At 66.0% G+C, this 23,015-nt stretch carries 24 protein-coding genes and 2 rRNA genes (1 of these 26 only partly in view); 10 read left to right on the forward strand and 16 right to left on the reverse strand.

The features are described 5' to 3' along the window. Positions 1-24 precede the first annotated feature (24 nt). From F620_RS0101655 to ffh, 6 genes are all read right to left on the reverse strand, one after another. The gene (locus F620_RS0101655) at positions 25-537 is read right to left on the reverse strand and encodes a methylated-DNA--[protein]-cysteine S-methyltransferase (RefSeq protein WP_018870603.1); all 513 of its coding nucleotides are present in this window, start codon (positions 535-537) and stop codon (positions 25-27) included. A 43-nt stretch (positions 538-580) separates the two neighbouring features. Next, positions 581-949, reverse strand: a complete 369-nt coding sequence (rplS, locus tag F620_RS0101660; protein WP_018870604.1) for a 50S ribosomal protein L19 — start codon at positions 947-949, stop codon at positions 581-583. A gap of 9 nt (positions 950-958) precedes the next feature. Then, on the reverse strand, positions 959-1,726 hold the full coding sequence (trmD, locus tag F620_RS0101665) for a tRNA (guanosine(37)-N1)-methyltransferase TrmD (RefSeq protein ID WP_018870605.1): 768 nt from the start codon (positions 1,724-1,726) through the stop codon (positions 959-961). Between the two features lie 7 nt (positions 1,727-1,733). Beyond that, on the reverse strand, positions 1,734-2,243 hold the full coding sequence (gene rimM, locus F620_RS0101670) for a ribosome maturation factor RimM (RefSeq protein ID WP_018870606.1): 510 nt from the start codon (positions 2,241-2,243) through the stop codon (positions 1,734-1,736). 16 nt (positions 2,244-2,259) lie between these two features. Next, positions 2,260-2,520, reverse strand: coding sequence for a 30S ribosomal protein S16 (gene rpsP, locus F620_RS0101675; RefSeq protein WP_018870607.1), 261 nt, complete (start codon positions 2,518-2,520; stop codon positions 2,260-2,262). A gap of 89 nt (positions 2,521-2,609) precedes the next feature. Further along, positions 2,610-3,998, reverse strand: a complete 1,389-nt coding sequence (gene ffh, locus F620_RS0101680) for a signal recognition particle protein (protein ID WP_019021373.1) — start codon at positions 3,996-3,998, stop codon at positions 2,610-2,612. Between the two features lie 133 nt (positions 3,999-4,131). On the opposite strand from ffh, the gene F620_RS0101685 reads away from it, so the two are divergent. The 3 genes from F620_RS0101685 (at position 4,132) to radA (ending at position 7,643) form a co-directional block, all read left to right on the forward strand. Beyond that, the gene (locus F620_RS0101685) at positions 4,132-4,932 is read left to right on the forward strand and encodes an inner membrane protein YpjD (protein ID WP_019569242.1); all 801 of its coding nucleotides are present in this window, start codon (positions 4,132-4,134) and stop codon (positions 4,930-4,932) included. Between the two features lie 79 nt (positions 4,933-5,011). Next, positions 5,012-6,292 (forward strand): HlyC/CorC family transporter, encoded by a 1,281-nt coding sequence (locus F620_RS0101690; protein WP_019569243.1) that lies wholly within the window; start codon positions 5,012-5,014, stop codon positions 6,290-6,292. 1 nt (position 6,293) lies between these two features. Beyond that, positions 6,294-7,643: a DNA repair protein RadA gene (radA, locus tag F620_RS0101695; protein ID WP_019569244.1), complete on the forward strand. Its 1,350-nt coding sequence runs from the start codon at positions 6,294-6,296 to the stop codon at positions 7,641-7,643. A gap of 111 nt (positions 7,644-7,754) precedes the next feature. On the opposite strand, the gene F620_RS0101700 is transcribed toward radA, so the two are convergent. The 4 genes from F620_RS0101700 to F620_RS0101715 form a co-directional block, all read right to left on the reverse strand. Next, positions 7,755-8,366 carry a DUF3501 family protein gene (locus F620_RS0101700; RefSeq protein WP_019569245.1) on the reverse strand — a complete coding sequence of 204 codons (612 nt, stop codon included), beginning with the start codon at positions 8,364-8,366 and terminating at the stop codon, positions 7,755-7,757. Between the two features lie 50 nt (positions 8,367-8,416). Further along, positions 8,417-8,722: an encapsulin-associated ferritin-like protein gene (locus tag F620_RS0101705; protein WP_019021378.1), complete on the reverse strand. Its 306-nt coding sequence runs from the start codon at positions 8,720-8,722 to the stop codon at positions 8,417-8,419. 21 nt (positions 8,723-8,743) lie between these two features. Next, on the reverse strand, positions 8,744-10,090 hold the full coding sequence (locus F620_RS0101710; protein ID WP_019021379.1) for a heterodisulfide reductase-related iron-sulfur binding cluster: 1,347 nt from the start codon (positions 10,088-10,090) through the stop codon (positions 8,744-8,746). A 90-nt stretch (positions 10,091-10,180) separates the two neighbouring features. Next, positions 10,181-10,600, reverse strand: coding sequence for a rubrerythrin family protein (locus F620_RS0101715; protein ID WP_018870615.1), 420 nt, complete (start codon positions 10,598-10,600; stop codon positions 10,181-10,183). A gap of 198 nt (positions 10,601-10,798) precedes the next feature. On the opposite strand from F620_RS0101715, the gene xseB reads away from it, so the two are divergent. Genes xseB through queD form a run of 4 tightly spaced genes read left to right on the forward strand, consistent with a single transcriptional unit; the run spans position 10,799 to position 14,358 of the window. Further along, the gene (xseB, locus tag F620_RS0101720) at positions 10,799-11,083 is read left to right on the forward strand and encodes an exodeoxyribonuclease VII small subunit (protein WP_019569246.1); all 285 of its coding nucleotides are present in this window, start codon (positions 10,799-10,801) and stop codon (positions 11,081-11,083) included. Next, the gene (gene ispA / locus F620_RS0101725; RefSeq protein ID WP_051081222.1) at positions 11,064-12,002 is read left to right on the forward strand and encodes a (2E,6E)-farnesyl diphosphate synthase; all 939 of its coding nucleotides are present in this window, start codon (positions 11,064-11,066) and stop codon (positions 12,000-12,002) included. Before xseB ends, ispA begins: the two co-directional genes overlap by 20 nt. Positions 12,003-12,018: 16 nt before the next feature. Further along, complete coding sequence (dxs, locus tag F620_RS0101730; protein WP_019569247.1) at positions 12,019-13,929, forward strand: 1-deoxy-D-xylulose-5-phosphate synthase; 1,911 nt, start codon at positions 12,019-12,021, stop codon at positions 13,927-13,929. Positions 13,930-13,974: 45 nt separating this feature from the next. Beyond that, on the forward strand, positions 13,975-14,358 hold the full coding sequence (gene queD / locus F620_RS0101735; RefSeq protein WP_018870619.1) for a 6-carboxytetrahydropterin synthase QueD: 384 nt from the start codon (positions 13,975-13,977) through the stop codon (positions 14,356-14,358). Positions 14,359-14,663: 305 nt separating this feature from the next. Here queD and F620_RS0101740 read toward each other — a convergent pair whose 3' ends face one another. Genes F620_RS0101740 through F620_RS0101750 form a run of 3 tightly spaced genes read right to left on the reverse strand, consistent with a single transcriptional unit; the run spans position 14,664 to position 17,190 of the window. Next, complete coding sequence (locus F620_RS0101740) at positions 14,664-16,085, reverse strand: PhoH family protein (protein WP_018946586.1); 1,422 nt, start codon at positions 16,083-16,085, stop codon at positions 14,664-14,666. 44 nt (positions 16,086-16,129) lie between these two features. Beyond that, entirely contained in the window at positions 16,130-16,603 is a 474-nt protein-coding gene (locus F620_RS0101745) for a peroxiredoxin (protein ID WP_019021384.1), read from the reverse strand. 32 nt (positions 16,604-16,635) lie between these two features. Continuing rightward, positions 16,636-17,190, reverse strand: a complete 555-nt coding sequence (locus F620_RS0101750; protein ID WP_019021385.1) for a glycine cleavage system protein R — start codon at positions 17,188-17,190, stop codon at positions 16,636-16,638. A gap of 170 nt (positions 17,191-17,360) precedes the next feature. Between F620_RS0101750 and dapA the strand changes: the two genes are divergently transcribed. The 3 genes from dapA to F620_RS0101765 are packed head-to-tail and all read left to right on the forward strand — an operon-like array spanning position 17,361 to position 20,211. After that, positions 17,361-18,239 carry a 4-hydroxy-tetrahydrodipicolinate synthase gene (gene dapA / locus F620_RS0101755; RefSeq protein ID WP_018870623.1) on the forward strand — a complete coding sequence of 293 codons (879 nt, stop codon included), beginning with the start codon at positions 17,361-17,363 and terminating at the stop codon, positions 18,237-18,239. 7 nt (positions 18,240-18,246) lie between these two features. Further along, positions 18,247-19,425, forward strand: coding sequence for an outer membrane protein assembly factor BamC (gene bamC, locus F620_RS0101760; RefSeq protein ID WP_019569248.1), 1,179 nt, complete (start codon positions 18,247-18,249; stop codon positions 19,423-19,425). A 24-nt stretch (positions 19,426-19,449) separates the two neighbouring features. Further along, positions 19,450-20,211, forward strand: a complete 762-nt coding sequence (locus F620_RS0101765) for an MBL fold metallo-hydrolase (RefSeq protein WP_026331280.1) — start codon at positions 19,450-19,452, stop codon at positions 20,209-20,211. 25 nt (positions 20,212-20,236) lie between these two features. Here F620_RS0101765 and F620_RS0101770 read toward each other — a convergent pair whose 3' ends face one another. The 3 genes from F620_RS0101770 to F620_RS0101780 all read right to left on the reverse strand — a co-directional run. Then, a complete protein-coding gene (locus F620_RS0101770; RefSeq protein WP_018870626.1) occupies positions 20,237-20,443 on the reverse strand; it encodes a hypothetical protein in 207 nt (68 codons plus the stop codon). 98 nt (positions 20,444-20,541) lie between these two features. Then, positions 20,542-20,657, reverse strand: a 5S ribosomal RNA gene (gene rrf / locus F620_RS0101775). A gap of 87 nt (positions 20,658-20,744) precedes the next feature. Then, positions 20,745-23,015, reverse strand: a 23S ribosomal RNA gene (locus F620_RS0101780); it runs 608 nt beyond the window's last position.

Here is a 23,015-nt window from a genome sequence, read left to right on the forward strand (position 1 = left end):
AGGCAGACGCCCCGGGGAACGGATCTATTCCCCTTTTTGCAAAAAGTTCCCGTTGATTTCGGTTTGCCGGTTGGCTTCGTGGCGCAGGAGGGCCTGTTTGGCGGCGGCCAGGGGGCCCGCAACCTGGCCGGCGTATCCCCCCGCGGATCCGCGATCGGGGGCGGCGCCGGCCGGCAGGACACGATGACAGGGGATGAACAGGGGCCAGGGATTGGCACGACAGGCCTGGCCCACGGCCTGCGGCGAGGAGCCGATGGCGCGGGCGATCTGGCCGTAGGTGCGGGTTTCGCCGACGGGGATGCGGGTCAGCGCGTGCCAGACCCGTTGCTGATGCGGGCTGCCGGGCGGCAGGCAATCGGGCGGAACCCAGGCACGCGGGTCCCGGGCGTAGACCTCGGGAGCGAAGGGCAGGCGCAGCGGGACGGGAACCCGCGTCTCATGGCCTTCCCAGCCGAGCAGGAGAAGGGAGTTTTCAGGGTCGCAGGCATACACAAAGGCCAGCGATGCACCCGGGAGGATGCAGCGCCGGCCTTGCATGCGCTCGCGCGGGGGTCCGCGGGACCAACCGCGGCCCGGAGGGTCAGCCGCGACCCTTGGCCCGGGCGCGCACGTCTTCCTTGATGCGCGCGGCCTTGCCGGTACGATCGCGCAGGTAGTACAGCTTGGCCCGACGGACCTTGCCGCGACGCTTGACCTGAATCTCGGCGATCTGCGGGCTGTGGGTCTGGAAGGTGCGCTCCACTCCGTTGCCGTAGGAGGTCTTGCGCAGGGTGAACGCGGAGTTCAGGCCGCGGTTGCGCTTGCCGATCACTACGCCCTCGAAGGCCTGCAGGCGCTCGCGCTCTCCTTCGCGCACCTTGACCTGCACCACCACGGTATCGCCCGGGCCGAAATCCGGGACATCGGATTTCATCTGCTCGGCTTCCAGTTGCTGAATGACGTTATTCATTGCTCGACCTCAATCATCGCTCTCGGAGCGGACGCCACCTCGCGGGTGACGCTCGCGGTATTCGTCCAGCAGGGCCTGATCCGTGCCCCCCAGTTCGAGCCGGGCCAGCAGATCCGGCCTGCGGCTCCATGTACGCCCCAGCGCCTCACGGCGGCGCCAGCGGCGGATCGCGCCGTGGTCGCCTCCAAGGAGGACGCCGGGGACGCGGTGTCCGTTCAGTTCCTCCGGCCGGGTGTAGTGCGGACAGTCCAGCAGGCCCTCGCTGAAGGAATCCTGCTCGGCGGAATCCGCATGCCCCAGCACCCCGGGCCGGAGGCGGGCGCAGGCATCGATGATCGCCATGGCGCCCAGTTCCCCGCCGGAGAGCACGTAGTCTCCCAGCGAGATTTCTTCATCGACTTCGGCTTCGATAAAGCGTTCGTCGATCCCTTCGTAGCGGCCGCAGACCAGCGCCACCCGCGGTCTTGCCGCGAGGGCCCGGACCCGCTGCTGATCCAGCGGCCGTCCCTGCGGGGTCAGCGCGACCACGTGCAGCGCCTCGCGGCCATCGGCCCGGGCGGCGTCCAGCGCCCCCTTCAGCGGCGGCACCTGCATGACCATGCCGGGGCCGCCGCCATAGGGCCGGTCGTCCACCGCCTGGTGCACCCCGCTGGCCCAGTCCCTGGGATTCCAGGTCCGCAGGTCCATCTGCCCGGCCTCCACGGCCCGGCGCGGGATGCCCCATTGCGTCACGGATGCGACCAGCTCCGGGAACAGGGTGATGACGTCGAAGCGCATCGCCGCGTCAGTATTCCGGATCCCAGTCCACCCGGATCCGTCCGCCCTCGAGATCGACCTCGAGGATGTACGGACCCTGCACCCAGGGGATCAGCCGCTCGCGTTCACCGCTCACGACCATCACGTCATTGGCGCCGGTCTCCATGAAACCGGTGACCGTCCCCAGCGGCGTGCCGTCGACATGTTCAACGGACAGGCCCTGCAGGTCGGCCCAGTAGTACTCGCCTTCTTCCGCCGGGGGCAGCCACTCGCGTTCGATCGCCAGCTCGGCCCCCATCAGTCCGTAGGCGGCATCGCGATCGGCCACCCCGGCGAACTTGATGACCACGCCGGGGCCGTGCGCGCGGCCGCTTTCAATCTCCACCAGCCGCCATCCCTCGGCCTGCTTCATCCACAGGCGGGGGAAACCGGTGATGGCGTCACGCGGCTCGGTCTCGGAAAAGATCCGGACCCAGCCCCTGACGCCGTAGACCCCGGAGACGCGTCCGACGCGGATGCGCTCACCCGCCTCGCTCACCTGCGTCTCCCGGAGGTCAGGCCGCCGCAGCCTGCTGCTTGCGGTACCCCTTGACCAGGTGCTCCACGCGCTCGGACATGCCGGCACCGTGGCTCAGCCAGTAATCGACCCGCTCGAGGTCGATCTTCAGCGGGATTTCCTGACCGCGGGCAACCGGATTGTGAAAACCGACGCGCTCGATGTAGCCGCTGTCGCGGCGGGCGCGGGAGTCGGTCACCACGATCGAGTAGAAGGGGCGCTTCTTGGCGCCGCGGCGTGACAGACGAATTGTAAGCATGAAGTCTTGAACCCCGTGAAGTTCGGTTTCGCGAGAAAACGCGCGATTATAACGAATTGCAGCGCCAAGACAAGGCCGAAGCCCCATCGTCAGCGTTTCGGCAGGCCCCCTCCGGGGCCCCCAGGGCCGCCCATGCCGCCCATTTGTCCTCCAAGGGCCCGCATCATTTTCGATGCGCCGCCCTTGGAAAATTTCTTCATCGCCTTGCTCATCTGGGTGTGCTGCTTGAGCAGGCGGTTGACGTCCTGGATCTGGCAGCCGGAGCCCGCGGCGATGCGGCGCTTGCGCGACCCCTTGATGATGTCCGGGTGGCGGCGTTCCTCGTCGGTCATCGAGGAGATCACGGCCTGCATGCGCCGGATCTCCTTGTCGCCGGCCTGATTCTTGATCGCCTCCTGCATCTTGCCGCCGCCGGGCAGCTTTTCCAGCATGCTGCCCATGCCGCCCATCTTCTCCATCTGGGCCAGCTGTTCGCGCAGGTCGTTGAGGTCGAAGCCGCGCCCCTTCTTCAGCTTGCGCGTGAGCTTCTCGGCCTTTTCCTCGTCGACCTGCCGCGAGGCTTCTTCCACCAGGGAGACCACGTCGCCCTTGCCGAGGATACGGGACGCGATACGTTCCGGATGGAAGGGCTCGAGCCCGTCGGGGCGTTCGCCGGTGCCGATGAACTTGATCGGCACCCCGGTGATCTGGCGCACCGACAGCGCGGCGCCCCCGCGGGCATCGCCGTCGGCCTTGGTCAGCACCACACCGGTCAGCGGCAGGGCGTCACCAAACGCGCGCGCGGTGTTGGCTGCGTCCTGCCCGGTCATGGAGTCGACCACGAACAGGGTCTCCACCGGTTCGACCGCCGAGTGCAGGGTCTGCACCTCGGCCATCATGTCCTCGTCGACGTGCAGGCGCCCGGCGGTGTCCACCAGCAGCACGTCGATCCCTTCGCGGCGGGCCCGCTGCACCGCGTCGGTGGCGATGTCGTCGGGCTTCTGCGAAGTATCGCTGGGGTAGAAGGTCACCTCGACCTGGCCGGCCAGGGTCTCCAGCTGCTGGATCGCGGCGGGGCGGTAGACGTCGCAGCTGACCACCGCCACGCGTTTCTTGTCGCGCTCGCGCAGGAGCTTCGCCAGCTTGCCGATACTGGTGGTCTTGCCCGCGCCCTGCAGGCCGGCCACCAGCACCACCGCCGGCGGCTGCGCGGCCAGATTGAGGGAGGCGTTCTCGCCACCCATGGTCGCGACCAGCTCGTCGTGCACGACCTTGATCAGGGCCTGCCCCGGCGTCAGGCTGCCGATGACCTCCTTGCCCAGCGCCTTTTCCTTGACGTCCTTCACGAACTCGCGCACCACCGGCAGCGCGACGTCGGCCTCGAGCAGGGCCATGCGCACTTCGCGCAGGGCCTCCTGGATGTTGTCCTCGGTCAGGCGCGCCTGACCCTTCAGACGCTTCATCGTGTCCTGGAGGCGACTGGAAAGGCCGTCGAACATGGGACGTGTCTCCTGCGGATGAAATCGGCGGGGCGCGGCCCGCATCGAATCGAGCATTATACCCGTGACGGGGGTCTCCTGCAGCGCGCGATGACGAAGTGCATTCGCGGGCGTGACAAGGGATAATCCGCGCATGACCACGATCGCCGGAACCATCGCCGTTTTTCTGTACCTGATCGCGCTGGGCTACCTGGCCCTGGGGATACGCGACCGACCGCTGGCCGCCGGGCAGCCACGCGGACCGCTGGCAGTGTGGCTGCTGGCGCTGATCGCACATCTGGTTGCCCTGGTCCCGGCGATCGCGACCGGCACCGGCTGGAACCTGTGCCTGGGCAATGCGCTGTCGGCGTCGATGTGGCTGGTGGCGGCCCTGCTGTGGGTCACCGCCCTGCGTCACCCGCTGGCCAGTCTCGGGATGGTGGTCCTGCCACTGACCCTGCTGGCCGCGCTGACCGCGCTGCTGTGCGACGGCGACGCCCGCTACGCGACCTCGGCCGGGATCGCGGTACACGTGCTGTTCTCCGCGCTGGGCTGGGCCTTCCTCGCCCTGTCCACCGCCCAGGCCGCGGTGATGACCGCCCAGCACCGCGCCCTGCACGACCACCACACGCGCGGGATCGTGCGCTACCTTCCGCCGCTGTTCTCCATGGAACTGTGGCTGTTCCGCATGATTTTCATCGGCTGGCTGTTCCTCGGGCTCAGCCTGATCTCGGGCTTCATCTTCGTCGACGACCTGTTCGCTCAGGACCTGGTGCACAAGTCGGTGCTGTCGATCCTGGCCTGGGTCATCTTCTCCGTGCTCCTGCTGGGGCGCTGGCGCCTGGGCTGGCGCGGATCGCGCGCGCTGGCCTGGACCACCGGCGGCTTCGTCGCGCTGGTGCTGGCCTACTTCGGCACCAAGCTGGTGCTGGAGGTCATCCTCGGGCGAGTGTGAGCCCCTGCACCGGCGCTTGACAGCCTCGCGGGGCTTGCCTGAAATGGAGCCCGCCCACACCTGACCGCAGGTCCCCCCGTTGCAAGAGATCCCGCTGTCCGTCCTGTTCGGCGCGCTGCTCGTGCTGTTCCTGCTGTCGGCCTTCTTCTCCGGGTCGGAGACGGCGCTGATGGCGCTGAACCGCTACCGCATGCGCCATCGCGCCCAGACCGGGCATCGCGGGGCGGCCATCGCCGCGCGCCTGCTGGATCAGCCCGACCGCCTGATCGGGCTGATCCTGCTGGGCAACAACTTCGTCAACATCCTGATCGCCCAGATCGCAACCATCATCGGCTGGCGGCTGTTCGGCGACACCGGGGTGGCCATCGCCACCGGCGTGCTGACCCTGACCCTGCTGATCTTCGCCGAGACCGCCCCCAAGACCCTGGCGGCCCTGCACAGCGAGCGGGTCGCCTACCCCGCGGCACGAATCTACCGCATCCTGATGCGGGTGCTGTGGCCGGTGGTATGGCTCATCAACCTGCTGGCCAACAATTTCCTGCGGCTGTTCGGGGTGCCGGTGGATGCCCGCCAGCGCTCGGCCCTCAATGCGGACGAGCTGCGCAGCGTGGTCTCCGAGGCGGGCTCGCTGATCCCTCCGAACCACCGCCGCATGCTGCTCAACCTGCTGGATCTGGAGCGGGCCACGGTCGAGGACATCATGATCCCGCGTAACGAGATCGTGGTGCTGGACCTGACCGAGCCGTGGAACGAGGTCCTGGATCAGCTGCTGCACGGCAGTTTCACACGGCTGCCGGTGGTGGAGGGCGAGCTGGACCGGGTGCTGGGCTTTCTTCACCTGCGCGACGTCCTGCCGCTGATCGAGCGTGACGAATTCGGCCCCGAGGCGCTGCGCCAGGTGGTGACGGCACCCTGTTTCATTCCCGAAGGGACGCCGCTGAACCGCCAGCTGATCAACTTCCAGCAGCAGCGCCGCCGAATCGGCCTGGTGGTGGATGAGTACGGTGACATCCAGGGACTGATCACCCTGGAGGATCTGCTGGAGGACATCGTCGGCGAGTTCACCACCGACTCGCCGACCATGAGCGACGACGTGCTGTTCCAGGACGACGGCGCGGCGATGGTCGACGGCGGCATCCACCTGCGCGAGATCAACCGCGCCCTGGCGCTGGACCTGCCGCTGGACGGCCCGCGCACCCTCAGCGGCCTGATCGTGGAGCACCTCGAGAGCATCCCCGAAGCCCCGGTCAGCGTGCGCATCAACGGCGTGGTAATGGACATCGTGCAGATCAAGAACAACACCATCCGCACCGTGCGCATCCCGCCGGAACACCACAGCCCGACCACCCCGGAAGACTGACATGGCCCGCAGCAAGACCCAGTACATCTGCCGCGCCTGCGGCGCGACCTCGCCCAAATGGGCCGGCCAGTGCGGGGAATGCGGCGCCTGGAACACCCTCGAGGAGGCCGCGCCGGTCGCCTCCGCCGGGCCGCGCGGCGGCGGCTATGCCGGCGAGAGCGCACGCATCACCCGGCTGGGCGAGGTCGAGACCGGCGAGCTGCCGCGCACCTCCACCGGCATCTCCGAACTCGACCGGGCCCTGGGCGGCGGCCTGGTGACCGGCTCGGTGATCCTGATCGGCGGCGATCCCGGCATCGGCAAGTCCACCCTGCTCCTGCAGACCCTGGCCGCCCTGCCACCGGAGCAGACCCTGTACGTGACCGGCGAAGAATCCGCCCAGCAGGTGAGCATGCGCGGGCAGCGCCTGGGGCTGGAGGTGGACGGCCTGCGCCTGCTCACCGAGACGCAGGTGGAAAACATCATCGCCACCTGCGAGAGCGAACGCCCCGGGGTGCTGGTGATCGACTCGATCCAGACGCTGTTCACCGCCGCATCGCAGTCCGCGCCGGGCTCGGTCAGCCAGGTGCGCGATGCCGCCGCGGCCCTGGTCCGGCTCGCCAAGCAGCATGGCATTACCGTGATCCTGGTCGGCCACGTGACCAAGGACGGGCAGCTGGCCGGCCCGCGCATCCTCGAACACATGGTCGACACAGTGCTGTACTTCGAGGGCGACCCGGACGGGCGCTACCGCATGCTGCGGGCGGTCAAGAACCGCTTCGGCGCGGTCAACGAACTGGGCGTGTTCGCGATGCTGGAGACCGGCCTCAAACCGGTCTCCAACCCCTCGGCGATCTTCCTGTCACGCCACCAGAACCCGGTGCCCGGCAGCGTAGTGATGGTCACCCGCGAAGGTACGCGCCCGCTGCTGGTGGAGGTCCAGGCCCTGGTCGCCGAGAGCCACGCCTCGCAGCCACGGCGCATCACCGTGGGCCTGGAGCAGAACCGCCTGACCATGCTGCTGGCGGTGCTGCACCGCCATGGCGGCGTGGCCCTGTTCGACCAGGACGTGTTCATCAACGTGGTCGGCGGCGTACGCGTGACCGAGACCGCCGCCGACCTGCCGATGCTGGCCGCCGCCCTGTCCAGCCTGCGGGACCGCCCCCTGCCGCAGGAACTGCTGGCCTTCGGCGAGGTGGGCCTGGCCGGCGAGATCCGTCCGGTCCCCAACGGCGAGGAACGCCTGCGCGAGGCCGCCAAGCACGGCTACACCCGAGCCATCGCCCCCGCCGCCAACGCCCCGCGCAAGCCGATCAAGGGCATGGAAGTAGTCGCCGTCTCGCGCCTGGGGGAGGTGCTCGACGCGCTGTAAGCCGGAAGTCGGCATAACGGGCCGCGCAGAGCCGGCAACGACCACTCCGAATCCATAAGAAAGGGCGCCCGCCGGGGCGCCCTTTCTTAATCGGCCGGCCTGGCCTCACCGTCAATTGACGGCGTCGAGATCCGCCGCCAGGGATTCGCGCATGCCCTCGGGCACGGCATCCACGCGGTGGTTGTAGTTCTCGTGGTCCACGCCGGCGGCGATGGCCGCGCCGGATTTGGCCGCCGACACCATTGCGGGCGTCAGCTCGAAGCGCAGGAAGTGCACCGACGAGGTCTTGTCCTCGGTCTCGCGGTCGAGGTCTTCGTTGGCGATGGGGTAGACCTTGTCGTGGCCTTCCACCTGCACCCAGGTCACGCGCTCGATGCCGATCAGCTTCGACAGCTGCACCTTGCGCTCGTCCGCGTCGGGGAATTCGACCATCATGGTCGCCTTCCAGTTGGAGCCGTCCGGGATCAGCGGGTTGTAGGCACCCAGCTCGTCCTCGATGCCTTCGCGGTCGAAGATCTTCTCGACCCGCAGCATCTCCTGGATCTGGTACTGCATGGTCATGCGATCCTCGAAGTGCAGGGTGACCGCAGGACCGATCTGCAGCACGCGGTGGCGCTTGTGCTCCATCACGTCGCGGCGGAATTTGGGCCGTACCTCGGAATACTGTTCCAGGGAATACAGGTCGTCACGGCTGAGCTTGTCCACGTTTTCCTCCGTTACCATGTTCTCACCTCCTCGAGCACCGGGAGCCACATCACCCGCGCGGGGGGGCATCAGTGGTCGTGATGCTGGCTTTTGTCGGTGTAGTCCTTGTCGGACCAGAGATTGTCTTTGAGTTCGCGATCGAACACCGGGTTCCGGCGCCGGATCCACTCCAGCACCATCGCCGCATGTTCGATCTCCTCGTCGCGGTTGTGCGCGAGGATCGCCTTCAGTTCGGGATCCTTGCAGGCGTCCATGCGCTGCTGGTACCAGTCGACCGCCTCGAGCTCTTCCATCAGCGAAACGATGGCGCGATGCATCTCGCGCGATTCGTCGCTGAGCTCCTCGACCGGTTCGTGGTAGCTGTCACTGGCCATTCGCTTCCCTCCTGATGGGTGTTACAGCCCGTAGGCCTGACGCAGCAGCGTCAGCGGGTGCTCGGGCTGCTTGTCGTCGTCCTTCATGCCGTTCTCGATCATGTGGCCGGCCATCGGGCAGTCACTGGAGAAGTGGTCGGCCTCGGCCTTGGTCACGCGGTTCACGACCGGACGGCAGATCTTGCTGGCCGTCTCGTAGAACTCGCTTTTCACGCCATAGGTACCGTCATGCCCGGAACAGCGCTCGACGGTCTCGATCTCGGTGTCCGGCACCAGCTTGAGCAGATCGCGGGTCTTCAGGCCCATGTTCTGCACGCGCAGATGGCAGGCGGCGTGATACGCGATCTTGCCCAGCTTTTCCGGGAAGTCGGTGTTCAGCTTGCCGTCCTTGTGGCGCTCCATCAGGTACTCGAACGGGTCGAAGATGCGGTCGCGCACGGTGGCCACGTCCTGTTCGTCGGGGAACATCAGCGGCAGTTCCTGCTTGTACATCAGCACGCAGGACGGCACCGGGGCGACGATGTCGTAGCCCTGGTCGATCATCTTCTTCATCGCGGGGATGTTCGCGTCCTTGGAGGCCTCCACGGACTCCAGATCGCCCAGCTCGAGCTTGGGCATGCCGCAGCACTGCTCCTTCTCGACCAGCGTGACCTCGATGCCGTTGTGCTCGAAGACCTTGACCAGGTCCTCGACCAGGTGCGGCTCGTTGTAGTTGCCGTAGCAGGTGGCATACAGCGCGACCCGGCCCTGAGTGGCACCGGCCGGTTCCGGGTTGCTCACCCCGCCGGACACCTTCGACACGCGCGAACGGCCCTTGTTCGAGTGATACTCGGGCACCGGGGCGTCCGGGTGCACGCCGACGGTCTTGTCCAGCAGCTTGCGCACGGTTCCGTTCTTGTTGGCCGCGTTGACCGCGCCGGCCACCACCGGAATGCCCGCCAGCTTGCCCACCGTGTCGGTACTGGAGAGCAGTTTGTGCGAGGTCTTCGCACCCTCGTTCTGGAACCGGAATGCCTTGGCCCGCAGCATCAGGTGCGGGAAATCCACGTTCCACTCGTGCGGCGGGACGTAGGGGCACTTGGTCAGGTAGCACAGGTCGCACAGGTAGCAGTGATCCACCACCTGCCAGAAATCTTTCTTGTCGACCCCGTCGACTTCCATGGTCTCGGATTCGTCGACCAGATCGAACAGCGTGGGGAATGAATGACACAGACTGACGCAGCGCCGGCAGCCGTGGCAGATATCGAAGACGCGCTCGAGTTCGTTGAACAACGATTCCTCGTTGTAGAACTCGGGGTTCTTCCAGTCCAGTGGATGGCGGGTCGGGGCTTCGAGACTGCCTTCACGTTGATGGGTCGGCGCAGACATTCATCCCTCCGGATGTTCTGATTGTTCTGTTCTTGCAGACAAGACGGGGCCGGCTGAGCCGGCCCCGCTGCGGGACACGAGCCGCGACGATCAGTCGTCCAGCTGGTCCAGCGCCTTCTGGAAGCGGTTGGCGTGGGAACGCTCCGCCTTGGCCAGGGTTTCGAACCAGTCGGCGACTTCGTCGAAGCCTTCGTCGCGCGCGGTCTTGGCCATGCCCGGGTACATGTCGGTGTACTCGTGGGTCTCGCCGGCGACCGCGGTCTTCAGGTTGGCTTCGGTGCCACCGAATTCCAGGCCGGTGGCCGGGTCACCACAGTCCTCGAGGTACTCGAGATGCCCATGGGCGTGGCCGGTTTCACCTTCCGCGGTGGAGCGGAACACGGTAGCCACGTCATTGTAGCCTTCCACGTCCGCCTTCGAAGCGAAGTACAGATAGCGACGGTTCGCCATCGATTCGCCGGCAAACGCTTCCTTCAGGGCTTCTTCGGTCTTGCTGCCTTTCAGATCCATGATGTCTCTCCTTCTTCGTATGGGTTCTACACAGACACAACGAGCGAGTGTCGCATCGAGTGCAGACAGTGATTTAGACTCTGTCTAAACCGTACGGCAAATGTATGCCCTGCCCCCGGCCCTGTCAACCTGCCCCCTCGTGCTTTTCACGCACGCGCGGATCCGGTACTTTGGCCGTTTTTGCAGCCGACAATCGCCATGTCCGACGAGACTCCCGATCCCGCACCCGGAACCCCGGCCGACTTCGAAGCCAGCCTGGAGGCCCTGGAGAGCCTGGTGGCCCGCATGGAGTCGGGCGAGCTGGGTCTGGAACAGTCGCTGGAGGAGTTCCAGCAGGGCATGCAGCTGGTCGATCGCTGCCAGCGGGCCCTCGACGAGGCCCAGCGGCGCATGGAAGCCCTGACCACCGAAACCTCCGGCAACCCGGAAGCCGCCAGCGGGACCCCGCCCGCGACGGATGACGATGACCCGGTGCCCTTCTGATCCGGACCCGCGGACGCCCGACGTGACAGCCACCACCTCGCCCGAACAGGCCATCCCCGCGTATCAGGAACGCATCGAGGGGGTCCTGGACCGAGCCCTCGATCCGGCCGGCGCGCCCGACGCCCGGCTGATCGAGGCAATGCGCTATGCCACCCTCTCCGGCGGCAAGCGCCTGCGCCCGCTGCTGGTATATGCCACCGGCGAGGCCCTGGGGGCCCCGCAGGACGCGCTGGATGCCGCAGCCGCGGCGGTGGAGATGATCCACGTCTACTCGCTCATCCACGACGACCTTCCGGCGATGGATGACGACGATCTGCGGCGCGGACGCCCGACCTGTCATCGGGCCTACGATGAAGCCACCGCGATCCTCGCCGGCGACGCCCTGCAGGCGCAGGCCTTTGTCACGCTGTCGAGCGGGACGGCGGCACTGCCGGCCGGGCGCGCCCCGGTCATGCTGCAGGAACTGGCCCGCGCCGCCGGCCTGCAGGGCATGGCCGGGGGCCAGGCCATCGATCTGGGAGCCTGCGGCGGGCGCCTGGACCTGCCGGGTCTGGAGGGCATGCACCGGCTGAAAACCGGCGCCCTGATCCGCGCCTCGGTTCGCCTGGGCGGGCTGGCCGGCGGCGCCGACGACGCCCTGCTGACGCGCCTGACCGACTACGCCGAATGTATCGGCCTGGCCTTCCAGATCCGCGACGACATCCTGGACGTCGAGGGCGACCCGGAGACCCTGGGCAAGGCCTGCGGAGCGGATGCGCGCCTGGACAAGTCGACCTTCCCCGCGCTGATGGGCCTGGAAGCCTCGCGCGAACGCGCGGTGGCGCTGGTCGACCAGGCACTCGAGGCGCTGCAACCCCTGGATGCGGAGGCCGATTTGCTTCGCCATCTCGCGCGTTACATTGTCGACCGCATCCACTGAGCCGGTGCCCTCCGCGATGCAAGCCACCCCCCTCCTCGATGCCATCGAGTGGCCATCCGATCTGCGCGCCCGACCGGGCGCCGAACTGCCGGAGATTGCCCGGGAGCTGCGCACCTTTCTGATCGACAGTGTCTCGCGCACCGGCGGACATCTGGCCGCCAACCTCGGGACGGTGGAACTGGCGATCGCCCTGCACTACGCCTTTGATACCCCGGACGACCGGATCGTCTGGGACGTGGGGCACCAGGCCTATGCGCACAAGATCCTGACCGGACGGCGCGAGGCCATGGCGACCCTGCGCCAGCACGGCGGACTGGCGGGCTTCCCCAAGCGCGCGGAGAGCGAATACGACGCCTTCGGCGCCGGGCATTCCAGCACCTCCATCAGCGCCGCCGCGGGCATGGCCCTGGCCGCCCGCCACGCAGGCCTCGACCGGCGCCACGTGGCGGTGATCGGCGACGGCGCGATGACCGCCGGGATGGCCTTCGAGGCGCTCAACCACATCGGCGAGCTGGACTGCAACCTGCTGGTCATCCTCAACGACAACGACATGTCCATCTCGCCCAACGTGGGCGCGATGAACCAGTACTTCACCCGGCTGCTGTCGGGGCGCCTGTACAGCTCGATGCGCGAGGGCTCCAAGCGCATGCTGGAGTTCGTGCCGCCGATGAAGGCGTTCGCCCAGCGCGCCGAGGAGCACATGAAGGGCATGCTGGTGCCCGGTACGCTGTTCGAGGAACTGGGCTTTCGCTATTTCGGGCCGGTCGACGGTCACGATGTCAGCGGTCTGGCCGGCATCCTCAAGAACCTGCGCGGCGGGCACGGACCGCAGCTGCTGCACGTGGTCACCCGCAAGGGCCAGGGCTATGCCCCGGCCGAAGAGGACCCCTGCCGCTATCACGGCGTGTCCAAGTTCGAACCGGAGAACGGTCTCGCCCCCTCCGGTCCGAAGGCACCGACCTACACCGACGTCTTCAGCCAGTGGCTGTGCGACCAGGCGGCGGCCGACGAGCGCCTGCTGGGCATCACCCCGGCGATGCGCGAGGGCTCGGGCCTGGTCGCCTTCTCCGAACAGTACCCGCAGCGCTACTTCGACGTCGGCATCGCCGAGCAGCACGCAGTGACCCTCGCGGCCGGCATGGCCTGCGAGGGTCAGCACCCGGTGGTCGCGATCTACTCGACCTTCCTGCAGCGGGCCATGGACCAGGTCATCCATGATGTCGCCCTGCAGGATCTGCCGGTGCTGTTCGCCATCGACCGGGCCGGCATCGTCGGCGCCGACGGCCCCACCCATGCCGGTACCTTCGACATCGCCCTGTTGCGCAGCGTACCCAACCTGCTGCTGATGGCCCCGGCCGACGAGGCCGAATGCCGCCGCATGCTGGCGACCGGCTTTGCCTGGAACGGCCCGGCCGCGGTGCGCTATCCGCGCGGCAGCGGCCCGGGCACGGAGCCGGGCGACCGTCTGGATCCGCTGCCGGTGGGCGAGGCCGAGATCCGTCGCGAGGCGGGCCCGGACGGTGCGGGGGAACGCATCGCCATCCTGTCCTTCGGCGCCCTGCTGGATACGGCGCTGGAGGCCGGCGAAGCCCTGGATGCGACGGTCGTCAACATGCGCTTCGTCAAGCCGCTGGATACCGCCTGCCTGGCCCGCCTGGCGGCGGAACACGACCGCCTGGTGACGCTGGAGGATCATGCCCGCGCCGGCGGCGCCGGCAGCGCGGTCCTGGAGTGGCTTTCGGCCGAGGGGCTGGACATCCCCTGCCAGACCCTCGGCATCCCCGACCGCTTCACCGAACACGGCCCGCGCGAGACCATCCTCGCCGAATGCGGTCTCGATACCGCCGGCGTGCTGGCAGCGATTCGCCACGCGGCCGGGCAGGAGAATTGCGCCGCACCGGGCGGCCGGCTAGGCTTTGCAGGCTGACAGCCATCTCCCGGCCCGCCGGCCGACCGCTTCCGGAATCCGAACATGAGTGCCCGCTATACCCTGCGCGTCCTGACCGACTTCGCCTCCGCGCACACCCTGCGCGATTATCCGGGGCAGTGCGCGAACATGCACGGCCACAACTGGAAGGTGGAAGCCGAGGTGGAGGCCGAAACCCTGGACGACACCGGGATGGCGGTGGATTTCAAGGTGGTCAAGAATGCCGCACGCGAGATCGCCGGGCAGCTGGACCATCGTTACCTCAACGACGTGCCGCCGTTCGACACGGTCAATCCCACCGCGGAGAACATCGCCCGCTGGTTCTTCCGCGAGATGGCGGAACGCCTGAACCGCCCCGGGCTGCGCGTCAGCGCCCTGACCCTGTGGGAGACCGACCGCGCCTGCGTGCGCTACAGCGAGGACGGCTAGACCCCCACCCGCTCCACCCGCGCCCCGCCTCAAGCACCGTCATTGCGGAGGGCCGCAGGGGGCCGGGCTCAGGTTGTCGCGCGCATCGTCATCGCGACGGGTTATCGCCCGCATCGTCATCGCGACGGGTTATCGCCTGCATCGTCATCGCGAGGAGCGAAGCGACGTGGCGATCTCCGTCCGGGACCATCTGAGCCCGTATCTGACTCGGCGCCAGCTTCGGAAGGTTGCCGCGTTGCCTGCGGCTCCTCGCAATGACGGGGCCGGATTTTCCTTCGCGGTTGTTGCAGCGCGACCTGCGCCACCTACAGGTGGTTGGAAGCGTAATCCGCCAGCCGCGAACGCTCGCCGCGGGTGAGCGTGATGTGCCCGCTGTGCGTCCATTCACGGAAGCGGTCCACCACGTAGGTCAGCCCCGAGGTGGTCTCGGTGAGATACGGGGTGTCGATCTGCGCGATGTTGCCCAGCGCGACGATCTTGGTCCCCGGCCCGGCACGGGTGATCAGCGTCTTCATCTGCTTGCTGGTGAGGTTCTGCGCCTCGTCCAGGATGATGTAGCGGCTGAGGAAGGTACGCCCGCGCATGAAGTTGAGCGAGCGAATCTTGATACGGCTGGTCAGGATGTCCCCGCTGGCCGCCCGGCCCCATTCCCCGGCCCCTTCGGTGTTGCCGCCGAGGACCTCGAGGTTGTCCATCAGGGCCCCCATCCACGGAGTCATCTTCTCCTCTTCGGTACCCGGCAGGAAGCCAATGTCCTCGCCCACCGGCACCGTCACCCGGGTCATGATGATTTCCTTGTAGGTCCCGTCCTCGAGCGTCTGCGCCAGGCCGGCCGCGAGGGTCAGCAGGGTCTTGCCCGTCCCCGCCGCTCCCACCAGCGAGACGAAATCGACCTCCGGATCCATCAGCAGATTGAGCGCCAGGTTCTGCTCGCGGTTGCGGGCATTGATGCCCCAGACGGTGTGCCGGGGATTCATGTAGTCGTCCACCAGCTCGATCACGGCGGTCTCGGCCGGCCGATCCACCTCCAGCACGATGGCACTCAGGGGCTGCTCGCCCTCGCGATAGACGAACTGGTTGGGATGCCATTCCGCAACCAGCGGCCCCTTCACCCGGTAATAGGTCCGGCCGGCCTCCTGCCAGGAATCCATCGCCGCGCCGTGGGTGTCCCAGAAGTCCCCGGGCAGCTCCTGCATCCCCGAGTACAGCAGCGAAACGTCATCCAGCACCTGGTCGTTGTGATAATCCTCCGCATGCAGGCCGATCACCGCAGCCTTGATGCGCAGGTTGATGTCCTTGGACACCAGGGTCACCCGGACATCCGGGAGCTCCTCTTCCAGCGCCCGTGCGGTGCTGAGGATATCGTTGTCGGCCGAAGAGCCCGGCAGCGACTCGGGCAAGTGCGAATTCAGGCTGCGGGTCTGGAAAAACAGCCGGCCATGGCCGCCGAGATCCGAGTCCTCCAGCGACGTCGCCGTCAGCGACAGCCCGGCGACAATCGCCTCGTGGGTAGCCCCGGTCATCAGCTCGTCGATGAACCGGCTCACCTGACGCACGTTGCGCGCCACCTCGGAGACCCCCTTCTTGCCCCGGTCCAGCTCTTCCAGCACCACCATCGGCAGGAAGATGTCGTGTTCCTTGAAACGGAACAGCGCGGTGGGGTCGTGCATCAGGACGTTGGTGTCCAGCACGAACAGATGACGGCCGGGTTCGCGGTCTTCGATCATCGGGCCTCCGGGGCGCAGGGGCAGGGGCAGAAACGCGCTCGATGTCAGCCCGAGAGTTCACGCACCGCGGCGAGCACCTCGTCCACGTGGCCGGGGACTTTCACCTTGCGCCATTCCCGGCGCAGCACGCCGTCCGCGTCGATCAGGAACGTGGAGCGCTCGATGCCGCGCACCTGCTTGCCGTACATGTTCTTCATGCCAATGACGTCGAAGGCCTCGCACAGGCGCTCGTCCGCATCGCTGAGCAGGTCGAACGGCAGCTCCTGCTTGCTGCGGAAATTCTCGTGGCTCTTCACGCTGTCGCGCGAGCACCCGAGGATCACCGCCCCCGCTGCCTCGTAATCGGCCAGACGCTCGGCAAAGTCACGGCTCTCGTTGGTACACCCCGGCGTGTTGTCCTTGGGGTAGAAATACAGGACCACCATGCGCCCGCGGAAATCCTCCAGCGCCAGCTCCTGGTCGCCGGTGGCCGGCAGGCGGATATCGGCAGGTACGGGCTGATCGATCGCAACCGTCATTTTCGTGTCTCCGGTCGGGGACGGGGCGGCATTCAGGCCTTGATCGGCTCCAGCACCCCGTCGAGATTGAGTTCGTCGCAGAAGTCCATGAATTCGCCCCGCAGCGTCGCCAGATGCTGCGCGGCCGGGATGTCGATCACGATGTTCGCCGCGAACATGCGGGCGCCTGTCTGCTGCGCCGTGTAGACGCGACTTTGTACATCCCGCAGGTTGACGCCCCGCGTGGCGAAGAAGTTCGCCAGGCCGTGCAGCAGCCCCGGGGCATCCAGGGCGATGACGTCCACGGCATAGGCCATGGCGGCCTCGCCCGACTCTGCCAGCGGCCCGCGACGCGCGGTCACCACCAGCCCGCTCTCGCGTTCCAGACGTTCCAGCCGCCCTTCTAGGGTCGCCAGGGTCTTCCAGTTTCCGCTGGCGGTCACCGCCATGCAGGCGTAGCCGGAAAGCACCACCATGCGACTGGCTTCCAGATTGCAACCGGATTCGGCAACGTGCTGGGTCACCTGAGTCACCAGGCCCGGCCGGTCCGGCCCCAGCAGACTCAGCACCAGCTCGGTGTGCGTACCGGCCCCGACGACCTCAGCCACGGGCCCGGCCTCCTGCAACCGGCGAGCAGGATGGCGAACGGCAATGGCGCATCGCGTGGATCATGATGCCGGAACATATCACCTCCCCGGGTACAGGCCAACGCGGCGCTTTCTTGAATGCCCTGTCAGTCCCCCGTTAGACTGCACCATTACTTGTCCTGGAGGGGGCGATGTTTCAAGGCAGCATGGTCGCGCTCGCGACCCCGATGCACGCCGATGGCAGCCTGGACTGGCCAGCGCTGGATCGGCTGCTGGAATTCCATGTCGAGTCGGGTACCGACGCCATCGTCGCCGTGGGCACCACCGGCGAATCGGCCACCCTCGATTTCGACGAACACTGCGAGGCCATCGCGCACGTCGTGCGCACCATCGATGGCCGGCTCCCGGTCATTGCCGGAACCGGAGCCAACTCCACCCGCGAGGCCATCGCCCTGACCCGGTGCGCGAAGGAAGCCGGTGCCGATGCCTGCCTGCTGGTCGCCCCCTACTACAACAAGCCCACCCAGGAAGGCCTGTATCTGCATCACAAGGCCATCGCCGAGGCGGTGGACATCCCGCAGATCCTGTACAACGTGCCCGGCCGGACGGCGGTCGACATCCTGCCCGAAACGGTCGAACGCCTGGCCGGGGTGCCCAACATCGTGGGCATCAAGGAAGCCACCGGAAGCAACGAGCGCACCGCCGAGCTGGTCGAACGCGTCGGCAGCCGCCTGGACCTGTTCAGCGGCGAGGATGCCAACGGACTTGCCTTCATGCTGGCCGGTGGCCACGGCGTCATCTCGGTCACGGCGAACGTCGCGCCGCGTCTGATGTCGGAGATGTGCAGGGCAGTGCGCGAAGGCGATGCCGAACGAGCCCGCGAGATCAACCGCCAGCTGGACGGGCTGCACTCGGCCCTGTTCCTGGAGGCCAACCCGATCCCGGTCAAATGGGCACTTCAGCAGATGGGCATGATGGAAGAAGGCATCCGCCTCCCGCTGACACCGCTTTCAGCTCCGTTTCACGCCCCGGTTCTGGACGCCATGCGCCAGGCCGGCATCGAGGTATGAACCGTTCATGACCCGTTTTTCGTCCTTTTCCGCTCGTACGACCGTACGCGCTTACCTGCCCGCGGCGCTGCCGCTGGCCGTCGCCCTCGCACTGGGTACCGCCGGCTGCGCCGGTACCGATGACCGTGGCCCGGTATATCAGGAATCCCGTCAGGCCCCTGACCTCGAGGTTCCGCCCGAGCTCAGTGCCCCCGACAGCCGCGACGGCTACCGCGTCCCCGACGCGCCGGGAGAACGCGTCAGCGCCCGCGAGATGCAGCAGCCCGATACCCGACAGACCGGCACACCCGGCGGAACGGGCACCCTGGCGCCGCGAGCCGGCGAGGTCCGGGTCCTGCCCGAAGACAGCGATGTACAGATCTGGCGTGACGGCGATACGCGCTGGCTGACGGTCGATACCGACCCGGACGACCTGTGGAATCGCCTGGCCGCGTTCTGGGACAGCCAGAACCTGCCGCTGGAACGCAACGAGCCGGAAGTCGGCATCATGGAAACCCAGTGGGCCGAAGACCGCGCCGGTATCCCGTTCAGCGGCACCCGCGGTTTCATCGCCCGGACCATTGGCGGTCTCTACGATTCGAACACCCGTGACCGGTACCGCCTGCGCGTCGAACGCGAGGACGACGGTCGCACCGCAGTCTACATCACCCATCGCGGGGCCGAAGAACAGCCCGTGGGCGAAGAACGCTTCCTCTGGGTTTCCCGCCCCTCCGATCCGGAACTGGAGGCGGAAATGCTCAATCGTCTGCGCCTGTTCCTGCTCACCGGCGACCCCGGCGAAGGCGGTCAGCGCGCCGACGAATCCGAGGTCCAGCGGGTGCCGGGCGCTCGCATCGAGAATGTCGGCGACGAACTGGTTCTTCGCTTTGACAGCGAAACGGACCAGGTATGGCGGCACCTCGGCACGCGCCTCGACCGTTCCGGCCTCCTCGTCGACGAACGCGACCGCCGCAGCGGCGTGCACGAAGTCACCTATCGCCCCGACAGCGCCGACGAAGACGAAGGTGGCTTCTTCAGCCGCCTGTTCGGTCGCGGTGACCGCCGCGCAGACACGCGCTACCGGCTCGAACTCTCCGCGGACAACGGCCAGTCCCTCCTGCGTGCACGGGACATCGACGGCGAACCGCTGGACGAGGACGACACCCGATTCCTCCTCGAACGGATCGAGGAAGGCTTTCGCCGCTGATCACCGAGCACCGGCGCTGTCGGCATGCTGCAATACTGTTCTCTTGGAAGCGGAAGCGGCGGGAACGCACTGGTCGTTCGGGCCCGCCACACCTGCATCATGATCGACTGCGGCTTCTCCGCGCAGGAGGCCGAACGTCGACTCGCGCGCGCCGGCCTGCAGCCGGACAAGCTGGACGCGCTCCTGATCACGCACGAGCACGGTGACCATATCGGTGCCGCCGGGGCGTTCTCCCGACGCCACGGAATCCCCGTATACGCTTCCCACGGCACCATCCGTGCCGCCCGTGACAATCGCTTCCCCAGCACCCTGGAAATCACCAGCGACTCGCCGATCGAGATCCGCGACCTGCGGGTGATTCCGTTCACCGTCCCGCATGACTCGCGGGAACCCACGCAGTTCACGTTGTCCGATGGCGACCGCGAGCTGGCACTAATGACCGATGCCGGCCATGTCACGCCCCACATGGTCGAGATCGCCGCCCGGGCCGACGGCCTCCTGCTCGAATGCAACCACGAGCCGGATATGCTCCAGGCCGGCCCGTACCCCGAGCGTCTCAAGGAGCGCATTCGCGGAGGATGGGGCCACCTCCCCAATCACGCGGCGCGTGACCTGCTCCGGCGGGCCGACAACCGAAAGCTGCGCTCCCTGATCGGGATGCACCTGTCCAGCGACAACAACCATCCCGACCACGCCCGGAAAGCGCTTGCAGAGGGCGTCGGCGCGGCCCCGACCGAGATGGAACTCGCCACCCAGGAAGAAGGGTTCAGCTGGCGCGAGCTCTAGGGAGCCGCCCCCTGGCTGCCGATGGCTACTTCCGCGATTCGCGCAGGAAATACAGCCCGCCAAGGATCATCACAACGCCCACCACGGTCGCGAACCACCCGCCAAACCCGCCATCCTCACGGGGGGCGATCGGCGAGAAATGGACCTGCTGCCCCAGCAGCGCATACGCCCCCACGGCAATAAGCACCAGGCCCACGACCACCAGGCCACCATCCGTCCGCTTGTTCGCCACAGCCACCTCCCGCCGATCGTCCGGCGTCACACGGGCACAAAATCAGGCATAAAAAAAGCCCGACACCTCGCAAGAGGAATCGGGCTTTCGGTGTAAATGCCTGGCGGTGACCTACTCTCACGAGGGGAGGCCCCTAACTACCATCGGCGCAGAGCAGTTTCACTTCCGAGTTCGGGATGGGATCGGGTGGTTCCTGCTCGCTATAGCCGCCAGGCAAACTGGCTGGACAGCGCTCACTGTCCAAATTCGGAATGCAACTAGGTGATGTGTCAGAAGAGACCAACAACCATTTGGGTGTTATATGGTCAAGCCGCACGGGCAATTAGTACTGGTTAGCTTCACGCGTTACCGCGCTTCCACACCCAGCCTATCAACGTTGTCGTCTTCAACGGCCCTTCAGGGAGCTCGAAGCTCCAGGGAGATCTCATCTCCAGGTGGGTTTCCCGCTTAGATGCTTTCAGCGGTTATCCCTTCCGCACTTAGCTACCCGGCAATGCCACTGGCGTGACAACCGGAACACCAGAGGTGCGTCCATCCCGGTCCTCTCGTACTAGGGACAGATCCTGTCAAATCTCCGACGCCCACGGCAGATAGGGACCGAACTGTCTCACGACGTTCTAAACCCAGCTCGCGTACCACTTTAAATGGCGAACAGCCATACCCTTGGGACCTGCTTCAGCCCCAGGATGTGATGAGCCGACATCGAGGTGCCAAACACTGCCGTCGATATGGACTCTTGGGCAGTATCAGCCTGTTATCCCCGGAGTACCTTTTATCCGTTGAGCGATGGCCCTTCCATACAGAACCACCGGATCACTAAGACCTGCTTTCGCACCTGCTCGACGTGTCTGTCTCGCAGTCAAGCACCCTTATGCCTTTGCACTCGTCGCGCGATTTCCGACCGCGCTGAGGGTACCTTCGCACTCCTCCGTTACTCTTTGGGAGGAGACCGCCCCAGTCAAACTACCCACCACACACGGTCCTCGACCCGGATAACGGGCCTGAGTTAGAACCCCAAACTTGCAAGGGTGGTATTTCAAGGATGGCTCCACCGAGACTGGCGTCCCGGTTTCAAAGCCTCCCACCTATCCTACACAAACAAGCTCAAAGTTCAGTGTGAAGCTGTAGTAAAGGTTCACGGGGTCTTTCCGTCTGGCCGCGGGTACACAGCATCTTCACTGCGATTTCAATTTCACTGAGTCTCGGGTGGAGACAGCGCCGCCATCGTTACGCCATTCGTGCAGGTCGGAACTTACCCGACAAGGAATTTCGCTACCTTAGGACCGTTATAGTTACGGCCGCCGTTTACCGGGGCTTCGATCAAGGGCTTCGCCGAAGCTAACCCCATCAATTAACCTTCCGGCACCGGGCAGGCGTCACACCCTATACGTCCTCTTTCGAGTTAGCAGAGTGCTGTGTTTTTAGTAAACAGTCGCAGCGGCCTGGTCTCTGCGACCTCGAACAGCTCGGGGAGCGAGTCCCGTCACCATCCGAGGCGTACCTTCTCCCGAAGTTACGGTACCATTTTGCCTAGTTCCTTCACCCGAGTTTCCTCAAGCGCCTTGGGATTCTCACCCTGCCCACCTGTGTCGGTTTGGAGTACGGTCTCACGTTAACTGAAGCTTAGAGGCTTTTCCTGGAAGCAGGGCATCAGTGACTTCGCTCCCTTGGGAGCTCGTCATCACATCTCAGGATATGTACCCCCGGATTTGCCTAGGAGTACTCCCTACATGCTTGAACCGGGCACCAACAGCCGGATCACTTAGCCTTCTCCGTCCCCCCATCGCATTAACGCGAGGTACAGGAATATTAACCTGTTTCCCATCGACTACGCATTTCTGCCTCGCCTTAGGGGCCGACTAACCCTGCGCCGATTAACGTTGCGCAGGAAACCTTGGGCTTTCGGCGGATGGGTTTTTCACCCATCTTATCGTTACTCATGTCAGCATTCGCACTTCTGATACCTCCAGCATGCCTCTCGACACACCTTCGCAGGCTTACAGAACGCTCCTCTACCACCTGCAAAGCAGGTCCGCAGCTTCGGTACATGGCTTTAGCCCCGTTAAATCTTCCGCGCAGGCCGACTCGACCAGTGAGCTATTACGCTTTCTTTAAAGGATGGCTGCTTCTAAGCCAACCTCCTGGCTGTCTCTGCCTTCCCACATCGTTTCCCACTGAGCCATGATTTGGGGACCTTAGCTGGCGGTCTGGGTTGTTTCCCTTTCCACGACGGACGTTAGCACCCGCCGTGTGTCTCCCATGCTCGCACTTTCCGGTATTCGGAGTTTGCAATGGTTTGGTAAGCCGGGATGGCCCCCTAGCCATAACAGTGCTCTACCCCCGGAAGTGATACATGAGGCGCTACCTAAATAGCTTTCGAGGAGAACCAGCTATCTCCGAGCTTGATTAGCCTTTCACTCCGATCCACAGCTCATCCCCTAATTTTTCAACATTAGTGGGTTCGGGCCTCCAGTGGGTGTTACCCCACCTTCACCCTGGCCATGGATAGATCGCCCGGTTTCGGGTCTACTTCCAGCGACTGAACGCCCTATTAAGACTCGGTTTCCCTATG

The organism is Thioalkalivibrio sp. ALE11 (assembly GCF_000381205.1).
GTDB lineage: Bacteria > Pseudomonadota > Gammaproteobacteria > Ectothiorhodospirales > Ectothiorhodospiraceae > Thioalkalivibrio.